Consider the following 15,451-nt stretch of genomic DNA (forward strand, 5'->3'; position numbering starts at 1 on the left):
CTTCTGAACGAAGTGATAACTCCTGTGAAACATAACTACGTTTAACTCCTGATTCGCATTATTCATTAAAAAGGAAATATGACCGGGCTTACAGAAATTCTGCGCCAAAAGAGAGAGGGAGCAGGCTTTTGACGCCTTGCAGGCAATAAGTCTCGCGTACACCATACAGCAAAATGCGTATCGGGAGGCTGTAGCGTCGTTCGGTTTCGAGCAATACCTGTCGGCATGCCCCACAGGGAGGAATGGGCGAGTCGAGGAATCCTTGAGTATTTCGGGCAGCTATGGCAAGTGCCTTTACCCCTTGATCGGGATAGTGCGAGTTGGCATAGAACAGGGTAGTGCGTTCGGCACAAGTACCCGAGGGATAAGCAGCATTTTCTTGGTTGGAACCAGTGACGACTGTGCCGTCTTCGAGTAATGCTGCGGCCCCTACGGCAAAATGCGAATAGGGAGCATAGCTTTGGGAGGTAGCTTCTTTGGCAGCATCTATCAGTTGGCGGTCTGCTTCGCTTAGCTCATCGTACGAGCAGGCGCATACGGGGATTTCGATACGGAAATTTCTCATAAGCTTTGTATTTTTGTACAAATAAACAGAAAAAAAAGGAGATTTCCTATCTTGTGTTGCTTTTATTCGTGCGAACACTTATCTTTGCCTTTGGATAAACATAAAAAGGAAATGAAAAACTTAACGTATTGGTTGGTTATGGTGGTCTTGTTGCTTGCTGCAAGCACGGCTTCGGCACAACGGAACAAGGCATACGAGGAATATATCAAGAAATACCGAAGCATAGCGGTGGACGAAATGAAGCATTATCGTATCCCGGCAAGCATTACGCTGGCGCAGGGTCTGCTGGAGTCGGGGGCGGGCAGGAGTCAGCTTGCCCGGAAGTCGAATAACCATTTCGGTATCAAGTGCGGTGGCTCATGGGACGGACGTTCGGTGCGTTATACCGACGATGCACCTAATGAATGTTTCCGTGCTTACAAACACGTAAAGGATTCGTATCGTGACCATTCCAAGTTTTTGCGTTCGGGTGCCCGTTATGCTTTTCTTTTCCGACTCAAGATAACCGATTACAAAGGGTGGGCAAAGGGGTTGAAAAAAGCGGGTTATGCTACTGACCCCAATTATGCCAATCGCCTGATAAACATCATCGAGACCTACGACCTTGACAAGTACGACCGCAAAGGGGGATTGAAATGGGCAGAAGAGTTTCCTAACCCGCACCAGCCTTATCTGGCGAATGAATTGCTTTACGTGATAGCCCGTCCGGGCGATACGTTCAAGAGCATAGCCAAAGAATTTGATCTGAAAAAGAAGAATGTACGCAAGTACAACGAGTTGCCCAAGGACTACACGTTCCGTGGAGGCGAAATTGTCTATCTGGAAGAAAAACGCAAGAAAGCCACCCAGGATCACATCTCTTATGCCGTGAAGCAAGGAGACTCGATGTACACAATCTCGCAGATGTTCGGCATCAAATTGAAGAATCTTTACCAATTGAACGGGATGAAAGAAGATGCTCCTGCTCCAAACGTGGGAGATATTATCTGGTTAAGGTAAAAAGTGTGGGGAATGTCCGCAAATATCCGGAATAATGATGTGCGAAATGAAGTCTATTTTCGTTTTCAAGGGGGAATGGCGGACATTCATATCATTCTTTGTTCTCAGCTGCTCGTAAAATCAAGGAAGTAGCTCCTAAGGTAAAAATGGCTCCGTCTTCCAACCGGACACGATCCTTGGGGCCTAACAAGTCATTCATGACAAAAGTGCCGGTAATGCTGTTATTGTCGCGTAAGGTATACACTATTTGTCCTTGCTTGTCTCGCTTCACATTTAGAATACAATGCCGACGGTCCATGCTTGGGTCATTGGTTTCAATGGGAATATCTACTTCTGTACCTTTCGACCGGCGTCCGATGAGATTGTCACCTTCGTGTAACGGGATTACTTGTTTGTAGCCAAATACATTTTCAATTGCTACAACGTTTCCCCAATCTTTCAATCCTTCTCTTTCGTCAATGACTTCTTCCCGGCGTGTTCCTGCATTTAACTTGGTTTTTCCGATACGGATGGCAAACTGTTTCTTGCATTGATCGCACACAAATACCAACGACTGCCCTTCGCTGTATTTGGTCTCATCAAATTGTATATAATTGTCACACTTAGGACATCTTACTCTTTTCATATTCTTTAGGGCTTTATTTGGAAATGAATATCCATGCTGAAGCAAAGTCTGGTTGTTTCTTCAACTCTTTTATTTTCTGATAGGCATCGGCCTTATTTGCATAGTTAACTAATGAAACACGATAATGGTTTTGCGACACAATCACCTGGGCATCTGCATATCCTTTTTGTTTCAAACCGTTAACCACTTTCTCTGCATCAGCTGCATTGGTAAGGCTTGCCACGATAATGTGGTTGTTGCCCCCATGTTTTTTGGTGGAAATTGTTTTTGGGGTAGTCTGCTGAGCTTTCTCTTTTACGGTCCGGTCATTTTTTTTCGCTGAAACTTTTTTCTCAATACGTGCTTCTACCTTTTCGGTCTTTATGGTAACCGGCTTTAAGGTATTGACATTATTTTTTAATTGTTTCTTTTCGTTTTTCTGTTGATTTGAATTTTGTTCAGAAGTTTTTTGCCGAATAGGAGAGATGACACTTGATGCTGCAGATTGATTCCGGATTGCAGCAAACAGACCCTCCGAACCCAATGATGCATAATTCGCCTCGTCAATGTAGGTATTCTTTACAGGAACAGAACACAAGAAAAACAACAAGATCGTAGCTGCGACGACCGCTATGCTACGTGTCCAATGCCAAGATGTTGGGTTCGTCTTGTTGGCAGATAGTCGGGGCAACCGTTCTTCTCTTTCCTTTTTTACATTTAATGAAGTGCTGAAAGCCAGTTTTTGAAATGTAAAAGTTTCCAATCCATAAAGGGAAGGAGTGAAAAATCCATTTTCTGCCGGCTCGAATTCATAAACACCATTCATGTTGTAATACAAACTTCCCACCTGTCCCAAGGATACACTGCCTTCTTGATACAGTTTTTCTTTCAATGCATTTACCACATTCTCGATTTTCCGGCTGGCATCCGGGAAATCAGTATTATAGGTCTGCATATAAGATTGCACCAGTAACCCATCATTCATCACTAACTTCGGGTTAAACCCAATGGTACGTACCGGTGGATAAAATTCCCGCATCTCCTTATTATATATAGAAGAACGGTAATGAGCTATAAAGCCTCCCAAGCCTGGAACGATGACACAATCGTTCTCTAACAGCAATACTTCAATATGTTTAGCTAATTCAATCATACTGCAAATATAAGATTTTTTTCTGTTATTTTATGTGACTTGAGTAATTTGTTATACATTTGTGGCAAGAAATGAAATAAAAACCAAGAAAACACAGCATAAGAAAATGAGAAAAGTATTATTGGCAGCACTTTTCGCGTTTTTAGTTACAGCCTGTGCAGAGAACAGAAACAAACAGGATGGACAGGCCCAAAACGAACGCAACCAACTTGCTAAACAGCAATTACAAGGTATCTGGGTAGACGAGAACACAGAGTTGCCGATGTTGAAAATAGCTGGTGACAGTATCTATCTTGCTAGCCAGGTTAATACTCCGTTTCGTTTCAGTATTTCAGGAGATACGCTTATTGCGCATAGTTCTGAAAGGGTGACTTATCGTATTACCAAGCTTGAGCCACATGTATTTCAATTCTATACGTCGCAGGGTGATTTGATTACTCTTCATAAATCAGATACTGATACAATACCATTTGGTTATCAGACGGTTATTGAACCGGTACAAAAGGAAGTTATCGAAAAAGATTCAGTATTCTTTTATCAAGGGAACCGCTATAGAGGATATGCCTATATCAATCCTTCCAGTAAAAAAGTATATCATCCGGTAGTAACGGAAGAAGGGATGATTGTTGATAATGTGTATTTTGATAACATTATTCATATTTGTGTGTTTCAGGGCAAACAAAGGTTGTATGCCAAAGATATTAATAAAGAGATGTTTGAAAATATCATACCTGCCGATTTCTTAAAAATGGCCATTCTTTCCGACATGAGTTTTATGGGGGTTGATTCTGACGGATATCATTATCAGGCTACAGTCAGTATGCCCGATGAATTGTCGTGTTATTATGTGACTATTTTGATCGACAGGCAAAACAATATATCCTTTAAATTGAAAGAATAGCTTTTATCTCTCAGATGGTTAGGCTCTTTTACAGATCGCAGAAACTGTTTTGAATTTCCTCAGAAAGTTTTTCTTGGCTTGATGCATTCGTTTTCGTGTGTGCTTGGGGCGATTTTTGGGTTCTTTCCGCTGCTGCTCTTCGTCAGATAGCCTGCTATCTTCCTCATAGTAGAGATGCAAGATTTTGCGCCTCTGCAAGAAATCATCCCCAATCAGCACACGATAAATTCAAAACAGTTTCTCACCCTTGACAATATTTCAATGATTCTTTTAATCTGGTATTGTTGAACCTGCTTTAGCCGGTTATAATGTTTTGATTTTAGAATTATACCGGAGTATTGAATATAAATAGGGCATACAGCCTAAAAAAAAACACAGAAATAAGAATGTATTCGTTTTTTTTGTTACTTTTGCACAGTTTTGGGTTTCTTGTGCGAAAAGAGAAGCCTTTTGCTTAAGTCATATACTAAAATGGCTTAACTTATTGAAAAATGTAACAATAAAAGAATAAGGCATGATACACAAAGTATTGATCGCTAACCGTGGCGAAATAGCCGTGCGGGTGATGCGCTCCTGTCGGGAGATGGGCATTCGTACTGTGGCTGTTTTTTCGGAGGCCGACAGGACTGCACGCCACGTATTTTATGCAGATGAAGCCTGCCTGATAGGACCAGCCGCTTCACGCGAAAGTTATTTAAACATCGATAAGATTATTTGGGCAGCCAAACACCATGGCGTAGATGCTATTCATCCAGGGTATGGCTTCTTGTCCGAAAATTCGGAGTTTGCACGCCGCTGCCGCGAAGAAGGCATCATCTTCATTGGTCCCGATCCGGAAACGATGGATGCTATGGGCGATAAGATTTCTGCACGTAAGCACATGATTGCGGCAGGAGTACCTGTAGTTCCAGGTACGGAGCAACCGTTGCAGAGCGTAGAGGAAGCTAAGGAAATCTGTAACCGTATCGGTTATCCTGTGATGCTGAAGGCGTCGATGGGTGGTGGAGGCAAAGGTATGCGACTCATACATAGCGAAGATGAAGTGGAAGAGGCCTACAACACCGCCCGTTCAGAATCGATGTCCTCTTTTGGTGATGACACCGTGTATCTTGAGAAATTCGTGGAAGAACCACATCACATCGAATTTCAAATTTTAGGAGACAACTATGGCAATGCCGTTCATCTCTTCGAACGTGAGTGTTCTATCCAGCGGCGTAATCAAAAAATTGTGGAAGAGACTCCATCTCCTTTCGTCACACCTGAACTTCGTCAGAAGATGGGTGAAGCGGCTGTCGCAGCTGCAAAAGCAGTTCATTATAAAGGTGCCGGTACCATCGAATTTCTCGTTGACAAACATCGCAATTTCTATTTCCTGGAAATGAATACCCGTTTGCAGGTAGAACATCCTATTACTGAAGAAGTAGTGGGCGTTGATTTGGTAAAAGACCAGATCCGTGTGGCCAATGGCGAACCGCTTCACTATAAGCAGGAAGACTTAAAACAGCGTGGTCATGCTATTGAGTGCCGAATCTGTGCTGAAGATACAGAAAATAATTTTATGCCTTCGCCGGGCATCATCCGTCAATTGACAGAACCCAATGGCATTGGGGTGCGTATTGATAGTTACGTATACGATGGCTATGAAATTCCTATTTATTACGACCCGATGATTGGTAAACTTATCGTGTGGGCCACTACCCGCCAGTTTGCCATCGAACGTATGCGTCGTGTGCTTTACGAGTATAAGATTACAGGACTGAAAACCAACATCTCTTACTTGCGCCACATCATGCATGTACCCGACTTTGTAGAAGGTCATTACGACACCCTCTTTATTCCCAAGCATCAGGAAATGTTGCGCGAGTGGGCAGGACAGAAAGAAGAAGAGACGGAGAATATTGCCATGATTGCCGCTTACATCGATTACCTGATGAACTTGGAAGAAAACAAATCGGGAGCCACTGATAACCGTCCTATTAGCCGCTGGCGTGAATTTGGTTTGAAGAAAGGAGTATTACGGATTTAAGGATTCAATACACATGGAAATACATATCGGAGAAAGAGTTGCTGACGTTTCGTTAGTCAGCAAGGAAGGAAACAAGGTGCAGCTTACGATTGATGGTGTGCCTTACGACGTGGACATTGTGATGGCAGAAAACGGTAGTTGTTCCATATTGCATAATGGCAAATCGTATAATGCCGAGCTCATCCGTAAAGAAGGAGGCAAGAGTTATACGGTAAACGCGCATTACCAGTCATACAATGTTGACATCATTGACTCTCAGGCCAAGTACCTGCGTATGCGCAAAGGAGCCGACGAGAAACAGCAAGATAAGATTGTCTCACCTATGCCGGGTAAAGTGGTGAAGATACCTGTCCAGGTAGGTGACCGTTTGGAGGCTGGTGACATCGTGGCGGTGATTGAGGCCATGAAGATGCAAAGCAACTATAAAGTGAATAGTCCGTGCGTGGTGAAGGAAATTCTGGTGAACGAAGGTGACTCAGTTAACAGCAACCAGATAATCATGACGCTGGACGTGATAAACGAAGAATAACCAAACAATAAGACAAATGACTACAGCAGAACAATATAAAAAATTTGAGGAGCTTGACAAACTGGCTTCCCAAGGTGGAGGCGTGGAACGCGTGGAAAAGCAGCACGCCAACGGTCATATGACTGCCCGTGAACGTATCGACATGTTGCTCGACAAAGGAACGTTTAATGAATTGGACAAATTGGTGGTTCATCATTGTACTGATTTCGGGATGGACAAGAAGCATATTCCCGGTGATGGCATCGTATGTGGGTATGGCAAAATAGACGGACGGTTAGTGTACGTGTATGCCTACGATTTTACTGTATATGGTGGGACACTGAGCACCACTGGAGCTAAGAAAATCGTTAAGGTTCAAGAACTGGCGTTGAAAAACGGTGCACCGGTTATCGCGTTAAATGACTCGGGTGGTGCACGCATCCAGGAAGGCGTGGGTAGTATTTCAGGCTACGCTTCTATCTTTTATCAGAACACGATTGCATCGGGTGTCATCCCACAGATTTCAGCTATTTTAGGTCCTTGCGCAGGAGGAGCTTGTTACTCACCGGCACTCACCGACTTTATCTTTATGGTGAAGGAAAAAAGCCATATGTTCATCACCGGTCCTGATGTGGTAAAAGCGGTTACCCACGAGGAAGTGGATAAGGAAGAGTTAGGCGGAGCTTACACTCATAGTAGCAAGAGTGGTGTGACTCATTTTCTTTGTGATACTGAAGAGGAAACTTTGATGAGTATCCGCGAACTGCTGAGTTTCTTACCTTCCAATAACATGGAAGATGCGCCGAGTATGCCCTGCACCGATGACATCCGTCGTGCTGATGAGTCACTGATGAGTGTCATACCGGATGATCCTAACATGCCTTATGATATCAAAAATATTATTGAGCCGGTAGTAGACGACCATTATTTCTTTGAAGTGATGCCCCACTTTGCCAAGAACATTGTAATCGGTTTCGCCCGTCTGGGCGGACGCTCGGTGGGTATCGTAGCAAATCAGCCTGCCTACTTAGCTGGCGTGCTTGATATCGATGCTTCCGACAAGGCTGCACGTTTTATCCGTTTCTGCGACTGTTTCAACATTCCTATCGTGACGTTCGAAGATGTACCGGGTTTCTTGCCGGGTTGTACGCAGGAGCATAACGGTATCATCCGCCACGGAGCTAAAATCGTGTATGCATACGCCGAGGCTACTGTTCCTAAAATCACAGTCATCACCCGCAAGGCATATGGCGGTGCCTACATTGTAATGAATAGCAAGCCTATCGGTGCCGATGTAAACTTCTCGTATCCTACAGCCGAAATTGCTGTGATGGGAGCTGATGGAGCCGTAAACATTCTTTATCGCAAGGCTACGCCCGAGGAAAAAGCGCAGGCCATCGAGGAATACAAGGAGAAATTCTCGAACCCGTACCGGGCTGCCGAGCAGGGGTATATTGATGAAATCATTTTGCCTAAGGATACGCGCTTTAAATTAATCCAAGCATTGGAGATGACTCAAAACAAGAGTCAGAGTAATCCCCCGAAAAAACACGGGAATATGCCTCTATAAAATATGGCCAATTAGTTGGTTCCTAAGAACCAACTAATTGGATACAATATGTATAGTCAATCAAAAATGAAATGCGAAACATCATTGGTCATGTTGAATCAATGCATTGAGGAATTTTCGCAAACCAATTTTGTCCTACTATATAAGAAGCTGTTTTGAATTTCTCCAAAAAGTTTTTCTTGGCTTGATGTATCCGTTTTCGTGTGTGCTTTGGGCGATTTTTTGGTCCTTTTCGCTCCTGTTCTTCGTCAGATAGCCCGCTATCTTCCTCATCACAGAAGCGGAAATGCCTCAAAAACTCATCCCAAATCATCGCACGATAAATTCAAAACAGCTTCTAAGAAACTAATCAATAAATCGACGGGTTAAATCACCAAATTCTTCAATGCGCCGGTCTCTTAAAAACGGCCACCAGCGACGGACGTTTTCACTCCGGTTCATGTCTATGTCCACAACCAGATTTTCTTCTTTTGTATTGCTTGCTTGTGCCAGCAGTTCGCCTTGTGGGCCGGCAACAAAACTGTTGCCCCAAAACAGAATACCATTGGTTTGCCCTGAAGGATCGGGTTCCAGTCCTACACGGTTTACGGCAATGACCGGTAGCCCGTTGGCAACAGCATGTCCCCGCTGAACAGTTACCCAAGCACCGATTTGACGTAATTGTTCTTCATGTGTGTCCGTACTTTCCCAACCAATGGCTGTGGGATAAATCAACAGTTCTGCTCCTTTCAGTGCCATTAACCGGGCACCTTCCGGATACCATTGATCCCAGCAAACCTGTACACCTAATTTCCCGACAGATGTTTCAATCGGTTCAAAACCGATATCACCAGGAGTGAAATAAAACTTTTCATAATAGGCAGGGTCATCGGGTATGTGCATCTTGCGGTAGATTCCAGCAATATTCCCATCTTTTTCGAATACGACTGCAGTGTTATGATATAGTCCGGGAGCACGGCGTTCGAACAGTGACGTAACCAAGACGATGCCGTAAGCGGCAGCTATTTCACTGTAAAAGCCTGTTGAAGGACCGGGTATAGGTTCAGCTAAATCAAACAAACTTGTATCTTCTGTCTGGCAAAAGTAGGGAGTATTGTGTAATTCTTGCAATACGACCAGATTGGCTCCGGCTTGTGCTACGGAAGCAATGTTGCCGTGCAGTTTTTCTAAATTGGCTTTGATATCGTTCGAACAAGCCTGTTGTACGATACCTACGCGAATGATTCTTGTCATAATTGTCTTAATTATATAAAAGGTGAAGTAATTTAATCTTGTTTTACAAGGAAGGGCATACGCTTTCGGGATATTGCATGGTGACACAGTGCAATGAACCATGTTGCTGTATCAGTGCCCGGCAGTCTATTCCTATGATTTCCCGGTCGGGAAAAGCCGATTTCAATACTTTGGCAGCTTCTTTGTCTTTTTCTGGCTGAGCGTATGTCGGATATAATACAGCATCGTTCATAATCAGAAAATTGGCATATGTGGCAGGCAGTCTTTCACCTTCAGCATCGTAAATGGCATCGGGCAGAGGTACTGGGAGTAGACGATAGGGGTCTCCGTTGAGTGTGCGGAAAGACTTCAGTTGTTCTTCCATTGCGTGCAGAGCACCGTAATGTTCGTCTTTTTCATCGGTACATTGTACATATACAATGGTATGAGCAGGACAAAGACGTGCCAACGTATCGATATGGCTGTCTGTATCATCACCAGCCAGGAAGCCATAATCTAACCACAATACCTGGAACAGGTTGAATCGTTCTTTCAAATATTGTTCGATTTCATTGCGGCATAAAGTATCATTCCGGTTTGGAGCCAGCAGACAAGTGGAAGTAGTAAGCAATGTACCTTCTCCGTCACTTTCTATCGAACCGCCTTCCAATACGAAATTGCGGCAATTGACGTAATGCCCGTTCAATACACCACTTTCATGCAGATGCATATTAATCAGGTTGTCTTTACAGGCGGCAAATTTCATTCCCCAACCATTAAAACAAAAGTCGAGTAACAGTGGGGAGGCATTTTGTTGAAGTACTGTGATGAAGCCGTGGTCGCGTGCCCATGTATCATTGGTAGGGCAGGCGATAAAGTGAATGTTATGCCTGAAGTCAACATTCTCAAGTATTTTCGGATATTCGGGAGCCACGAGCAACAACGGTTGCCGGGCTGCTATTTCCTGAGCCAAATGGAGGAAGCACGATTCTACTTCTTCAAGCATATAGTTCCAGTCTGTTCCGGCATGTGGCCAAGTCAGCTGGATATAGCTTTGGGCATGCCATTCGGCTGGTAGATAAAAATTCTTTCCCATAACTGAATTATTTAGTTTGTTTTTTGTTTCGTTTTTGTTGGGCGACAGGTTGTTCGTCTGTAGACTTCTTGTCTTTTCTTCTGCGAAGCAATATCCAATCGAACAGTTCGCGCCAATTGTCAAAGTCTTTTTTATACATTAGGCCGATGCCTTGCGTTGTCAGTGTAGATTTGGTAAAGTATCGGTCATTGGTCTCATTATAACCCTTTAAGCGGAATTCGCCGTTCCTGGTCAATATCCACATAGCCTCAAAGTCACCTACAAAATTGGTATTCTGCATGGCGTTGTCGCGGTATCCGAAATTGCCATTGATAATGAGTCTGTTGTTCAGTAGTCTTCCCGAAAGAATAGCTTCTGCTTCTACGTCACTCCAGCCGTTTTCTCCTGTACTTAGATTCGTGCCTACGTTCCAGTTCTGGTTGTCGATGACTTGCGAGAGCATATTGTTTAATTGACCGGACAAGGTGCTGAATGCCAGTGAACTGGTTGCATCCGATTGGTTGGCATTACTATTGTAGTCGTATGTGTAAAATTTGCCGACCCCCAACAGATAGATAATCTGGGTGTTCATCTGTTCTTCGGTACTGGTCAGGCTACGTACCAGTTCGCGGTCTTCATCGCTAACGGTGGGCAAATCAAGGTCGAACTTCAGTGTCGGGCTGGTCAGGTTACCGCTTAAATTCAAAAGGCAGTTTACACGTACAGTTCCTTTGGTGGAGGATGCGTCTGCTACAAGATCGTTCAATGAAGCCGAATTGACCGTATAAACAGCTTGTACATTCAGATTTGCTTGACGTGGGTTGCCGTTAAATGAGACTGTACCTCCCGACTGTAAAACAAAGTCTTTGCGGATGACATTCTGCATACTCATTTTATATATACCTTCTCCGATATTATAGTTGCCGAATATCAGAAAATCGCCTTTGTTATAAAAATTAATGCGCAGGTTTCCCGTGCCGTTAGCGGAAATGTTGTCTCCCGCCACAGGATCCATGATAATGCGCATCGTTGCGTCAGGAGTGGCTTCTATTTGGAAATTTAAATGCATATCAAGAGGGGTATCGTCTTCTTCCTCTTCTTTCTGTATGTTAAGGGGATGGTATACTTCTGTATGGATGTTTTCCTGCTGGCGTCGTGGCGTTCGGTCTACAAATTTGATAAACTGTTTGCTTGTGGCCTCGGCCGCCGTAGCAGTAACATACGTAAATGATGTACGTGGGTCAGTACGTAAAGTGCCGTCTACATTCAGTGCATTGTTTCCGCCTCGTAACAATACCTCGCCCGTGGTGTAGATAGTTCCATAGAATGGAAATTCAGGGGTTTCTTTTTCTGTGTGATATACCAGCATGTTGTTGGTATTGAATCGGAAATTATAAGTCAAGTGTTTCAGCTTCTGATGGTTGAGGGCTCCGTTTACCAGACCGGTATGGCCTTCCATATCCGCTATTTGTACGTTTTCGAATCCGAAATGTCCGGAACGGATACACACAGAGTCGGCGTGTAACTTGAAAGATGTATTCAATATGTCTACTTTCATGCTGGCATCAGCCTGGGCACTTCCTTCCAAATCCAGTCCCGAGAACGGACCGAACAGACGGACATTGCCGAATACACGTCCTTGCATATTGGTAAAAATACCATCAATGAATGGCTGAAGAAAAGCCAGATTAGTACCTCCTGCCTTGATGTGTAAATCCAATCCTTTTTCTTTAGGCGAAATATAACCATTAACAAAAGTTGAATAATGTTCGTTCTCACGGATGTCTGCCAACAGGCGTATGCCTCCTAATTCGTTGTCCCATTCACCTTTGATGTCGCCTCTGCCTAATAAAGCATCATTCAGTGAAAAACCTTTCACGTCCAGTCGTGTGTACATGACAGGATTGTCCAGCACGTGATGAAGATGTACACGACCGGTAATCAGTCCGTTGAATTTGACTGCATGAAACTGGATGATATCCATGATGTATTGCAGATTGATGTTACTTAAGTCGACCAGGCAACTGTCTGTTCCCGATTTACCGATACGTCCGTTGGCGCGTACGTATTGGTCTTGATGTTCGAACAAAAAATTACGTACATCTACGATGCCTTGGTCGATGACAACTTCCGAAGGATGTATTTTCCAAATGGTATCATTCAAAACGATTTGGCTGGGCTGTATGTTGATACGTGTGCTTAGCTTTTCTCCTGATTCCGGTTTCTCGAAATATGCCTCGGCATCTATCAGTCCACTAAAAGTGTTAACTGTATTATTCCCCCAGTTAATGGTTGCTTTTAACTGGTCTTCTTTGGCCAGCGCATTGACAGCAAGGTTTATCATTCCTCCTTTTTTCATCCGTTTATTGGTACGGAGCTGACATTGCAATCCTTCTTCCGTATTGTCGCACAAAAAAGTCCCAGATTCGTAATAGGCACCTTTGTATGTAAATTCGGGTGCATAAGCCCGTACCTGGATGCGGGTATGGCTGTCGTCAAAATATCCTTGCAGGGAAGCCGGCATGGATAGTAGCAAAGGGACATCAAACACTTTTGATAAAAGCTCTGTATTGTCTATCTGTATATGGAAACGAAAGTTGTTGTTGGTATCAGAAAGATGCTTGTCGGCAGCCAGTAAAGAAGGCAAGTAATGTTGTACTGTCTTCAGGATACTTACAGGCAACGTGCGATACGAATAATACCCTTGTATTTCTCCTTTTAAAAAAGAGGACTGGATTTTAATTTGCTTCTCACCACTGTTGGGAACTGCTCCTGCCAGAATGCTGAAATGGTCGAATGTATAGCATTTTTCCGGTTCGGGTGCCTTCATTATCAGGCTGTCAATGCTGATTCTTCCTTTCATGTCATCGACAGAATGTCCTGTAAAGTCTGCCATGAGATTCAGTGAGAAATCTGTGTTTTGATATTTATCTGTAAGATTCAACCTGTTAGGGTTGAAATGACGGATGGTGGCTTTCAGGTTGTAATCGGGAATAGCCTGCTGGGTAGCGACATGACCTTCGATTTCGATACTTCCGTTCGGGTCATTTACTGATATTTTCCCATCAAATCCTCCGGGCGTGTATTGCCCGTCGAGTAAGATATTGTGGTATTCATATTGTTTGTAAGACAAAGACGAAACAATGCCTTTGATGTATGATTCCGGTTTCCCGTCCTGATAACGGAATCCTTGCAGTTCGATATCGAAAGCTGCATTGCCAAATGTTTTTTCCTGTCCGAGTAACGCACCTAAATTTAACTGCTCACTGATTATTTTGCCTGAATAAGAATGATACAACGCACCTTTCGGTTTATGCATCGTTACGTTAGCCCGCACAGAGCCGGCTTCGGATAGGACAGTGCCATGTGTTGTCAGCTGGTGAAGGTAGCCTGATACATCTCCATTGAAATGTACGTCTCCCAGATGTTTTACAATACCGGGTATGGAATCTTTGTCCGAGAGGTTGTGGAAAAGCCATGACAGTCCTTGGGCATCGGCATCTAAATGAGACACTTGCCCGAAAAGATAAAGGTCTTCCTTCCGGTTCCAATGATTGATCATACCTTGGGCTTTCAGCAATAAGGTCTGATGGTTTCCGCTTACAAAGATATCGGTACAACGGGTATGATTTCCCTTTCCATCCAGTGCCAGATGAAGCTCTACGGGACTGTGAAAGTGGCTGAACGCCGGTACAAACATGGATATGTCGGCTGGTGTAATACGGGCATTCAGCTGCATCTGATAGGTGGTATTCTTGGTCAGATGAGGGAAGTGGGGTACACTGTCGTACGCTGCGGTCAGGCTGTCAATGGAAAGAATGGTTTCAGGCAATTGCAATTCCAAATCATTTATGGTAAAGTAGCGTGGAGTAGCAATACATTTCAAGGCAAGTTTCTTTAGCCTGAACCCACTGATTTCATTGAAACTCATTCGCCGGACTTGTGCATTGACCGAATCATTGGTCAAAGCTTTCAATGCAAGAGTGGCCGAAAAATTCTGGATACCGATATGTTTGTCATTGAAACGGTTGGGAGTGGCAGGTTCGGAAAGCACATCATAATACACTTGTCCGCGCCGGATTAATATTGAGTTGATGCGCAAGTCAATGTTTTTCTCTTTCTTTACCGTGTCTTTCGAGGCAAAGGCATCAAGTACGAATTGGAAATTGGCAGGGCTGTCAGGTGTTTTGCGGTTCAATCGTGCATTCAGTCCGAAAAGTTGCACACTGCTGATACGGATTTTCCCATGCAACAAAGATGATATTTCCACTTTGGCCGAAAAACGTGAGACTTTAAGCAGCTCCTCGTTTTCCCGATCTTTTAACGTCACATTTTGGATGATAACCCGGTTCAGTAACCCTAAATCGATATTGCCAATGCTCACTTCGGTCTTCATGAGCTTACTTAGCTCTTCGGCAGCAAGGTCTGATATTTGTTTTTGGACGAAAGAAAGGTTGAATATGGCAATCAATCCGAAGTAACATACCAAAATCAGTATGATAACAGAACGGACAAAATGTTTTATGTGGATTACCTTTCTCATATATATGCTTTCAGAAAATTAACCAAAAGTACAAATATCAGCTGAGGTAAGCTTTATTTTCTTCTGTTATTTCAAGATTTTTAAAAAATGAATGCCACATTCGGGCAATAAAGACACGGCTCAAGCATGCTTTTTGATGAACATAAGTGGGTGGGTTGGTTCACATAAGTAACTTGGGCTTTTCACATAAGTAAGTCAGTCGTGTCACTTATGTTCGTTTGAGGAAGCTTTTAGCCGACTGTTTTTCCTGAAGCCTCTGAAATGAAAAAGCGTTGAAAAGGCATGGGGAAATATG

General features: G+C 43.6%; 12 protein-coding genes. 5 read left to right on the forward strand and 7 right to left on the reverse strand.

All coding sequences use genetic code 11. From position 1 onward, the window contains the following. Positions 1-88 precede the first annotated feature (88 nt). Positions 89-565 carry a cytidine deaminase gene (locus B5G04_RS14250; RefSeq protein ID WP_087211715.1) on the reverse strand — a complete coding sequence of 159 codons (477 nt, stop codon included), beginning with the start codon at positions 563-565 and terminating at the stop codon, positions 89-91. Between the two features lie 111 nt (positions 566-676). Here B5G04_RS14250 and B5G04_RS14255 point away from each other — a divergent pair, with 111 nt between their 5' ends. Further along, positions 677-1,564, forward strand: coding sequence for a glucosaminidase domain-containing protein (locus B5G04_RS14255; protein ID WP_087211712.1), 888 nt, complete (start codon positions 677-679; stop codon positions 1,562-1,564). A gap of 91 nt (positions 1,565-1,655) precedes the next feature. Here B5G04_RS14255 and B5G04_RS14260 read toward each other — a convergent pair whose 3' ends face one another. Together B5G04_RS14260 and B5G04_RS14265 are read right to left on the reverse strand one after the other, a co-directional pair. Continuing rightward, complete coding sequence (locus B5G04_RS14260) at positions 1,656-2,189, reverse strand: FHA domain-containing protein (protein ID WP_022039167.1); 534 nt, start codon at positions 2,187-2,189, stop codon at positions 1,656-1,658. 13 nt (positions 2,190-2,202) lie between these two features. Further along, positions 2,203-3,321, reverse strand: coding sequence for an SPOR domain-containing protein (locus tag B5G04_RS14265; RefSeq protein WP_022039168.1), 1,119 nt, complete (start codon positions 3,319-3,321; stop codon positions 2,203-2,205). A gap of 106 nt (positions 3,322-3,427) precedes the next feature. Between B5G04_RS14265 and B5G04_RS14270 the strand changes: the two genes are divergently transcribed. From B5G04_RS14270 to B5G04_RS14285, 4 genes are all read left to right on the forward strand, one after another. Beyond that, entirely contained in the window at positions 3,428-4,222 is a 795-nt protein-coding gene (locus B5G04_RS14270) for a DUF4738 domain-containing protein (RefSeq protein ID WP_022039169.1), read from the forward strand. 514 nt (positions 4,223-4,736) lie between these two features. Next, complete coding sequence (accC, locus tag B5G04_RS14275) at positions 4,737-6,248, forward strand: acetyl-CoA carboxylase biotin carboxylase subunit (protein WP_022039170.1); 1,512 nt, start codon at positions 4,737-4,739, stop codon at positions 6,246-6,248. Between the two features lie 13 nt (positions 6,249-6,261). After that, a complete protein-coding gene (locus B5G04_RS14280) occupies positions 6,262-6,777 on the forward strand; it encodes an acetyl-CoA carboxylase biotin carboxyl carrier protein subunit (RefSeq protein WP_022039171.1) in 516 nt (171 codons plus the stop codon). 16 nt (positions 6,778-6,793) lie between these two features. Then, on the forward strand, positions 6,794-8,326 hold the full coding sequence (locus tag B5G04_RS14285; RefSeq protein ID WP_022039172.1) for an acyl-CoA carboxylase subunit beta: 1,533 nt from the start codon (positions 6,794-6,796) through the stop codon (positions 8,324-8,326). A gap of 88 nt (positions 8,327-8,414) precedes the next feature. Here B5G04_RS14285 and B5G04_RS19930 read toward each other — a convergent pair whose 3' ends face one another. The 4 genes from B5G04_RS19930 to B5G04_RS14300 are packed head-to-tail and all read right to left on the reverse strand — an operon-like array spanning position 8,415 to position 15,156. Then, entirely contained in the window at positions 8,415-8,639 is a 225-nt protein-coding gene (locus B5G04_RS19930; RefSeq protein WP_158100109.1) for a hypothetical protein, read from the reverse strand. 32 nt (positions 8,640-8,671) lie between these two features. Next, positions 8,672-9,559 carry a carbon-nitrogen hydrolase gene (locus B5G04_RS14290; protein ID WP_022039174.1) on the reverse strand — a complete coding sequence of 296 codons (888 nt, stop codon included), beginning with the start codon at positions 9,557-9,559 and terminating at the stop codon, positions 8,672-8,674. 43 nt (positions 9,560-9,602) lie between these two features. After that, positions 9,603-10,634: an agmatine deiminase family protein gene (locus B5G04_RS14295; protein ID WP_022039175.1), complete on the reverse strand. Its 1,032-nt coding sequence runs from the start codon at positions 10,632-10,634 to the stop codon at positions 9,603-9,605. Positions 10,635-10,641: 7 nt separating this feature from the next. Beyond that, positions 10,642-15,156 (reverse strand): translocation/assembly module TamB, encoded by a 4,515-nt coding sequence (locus B5G04_RS14300; protein ID WP_087248886.1) that lies wholly within the window; start codon positions 15,154-15,156, stop codon positions 10,642-10,644. Positions 15,157-15,451 lie beyond the last annotated feature (295 nt).

The organism is Bacteroides sp. An51A, assembly GCF_002161565.1.
Lineage (GTDB): Bacteria > Bacteroidota > Bacteroidia > Bacteroidales > Bacteroidaceae > Phocaeicola > Phocaeicola intestinalis.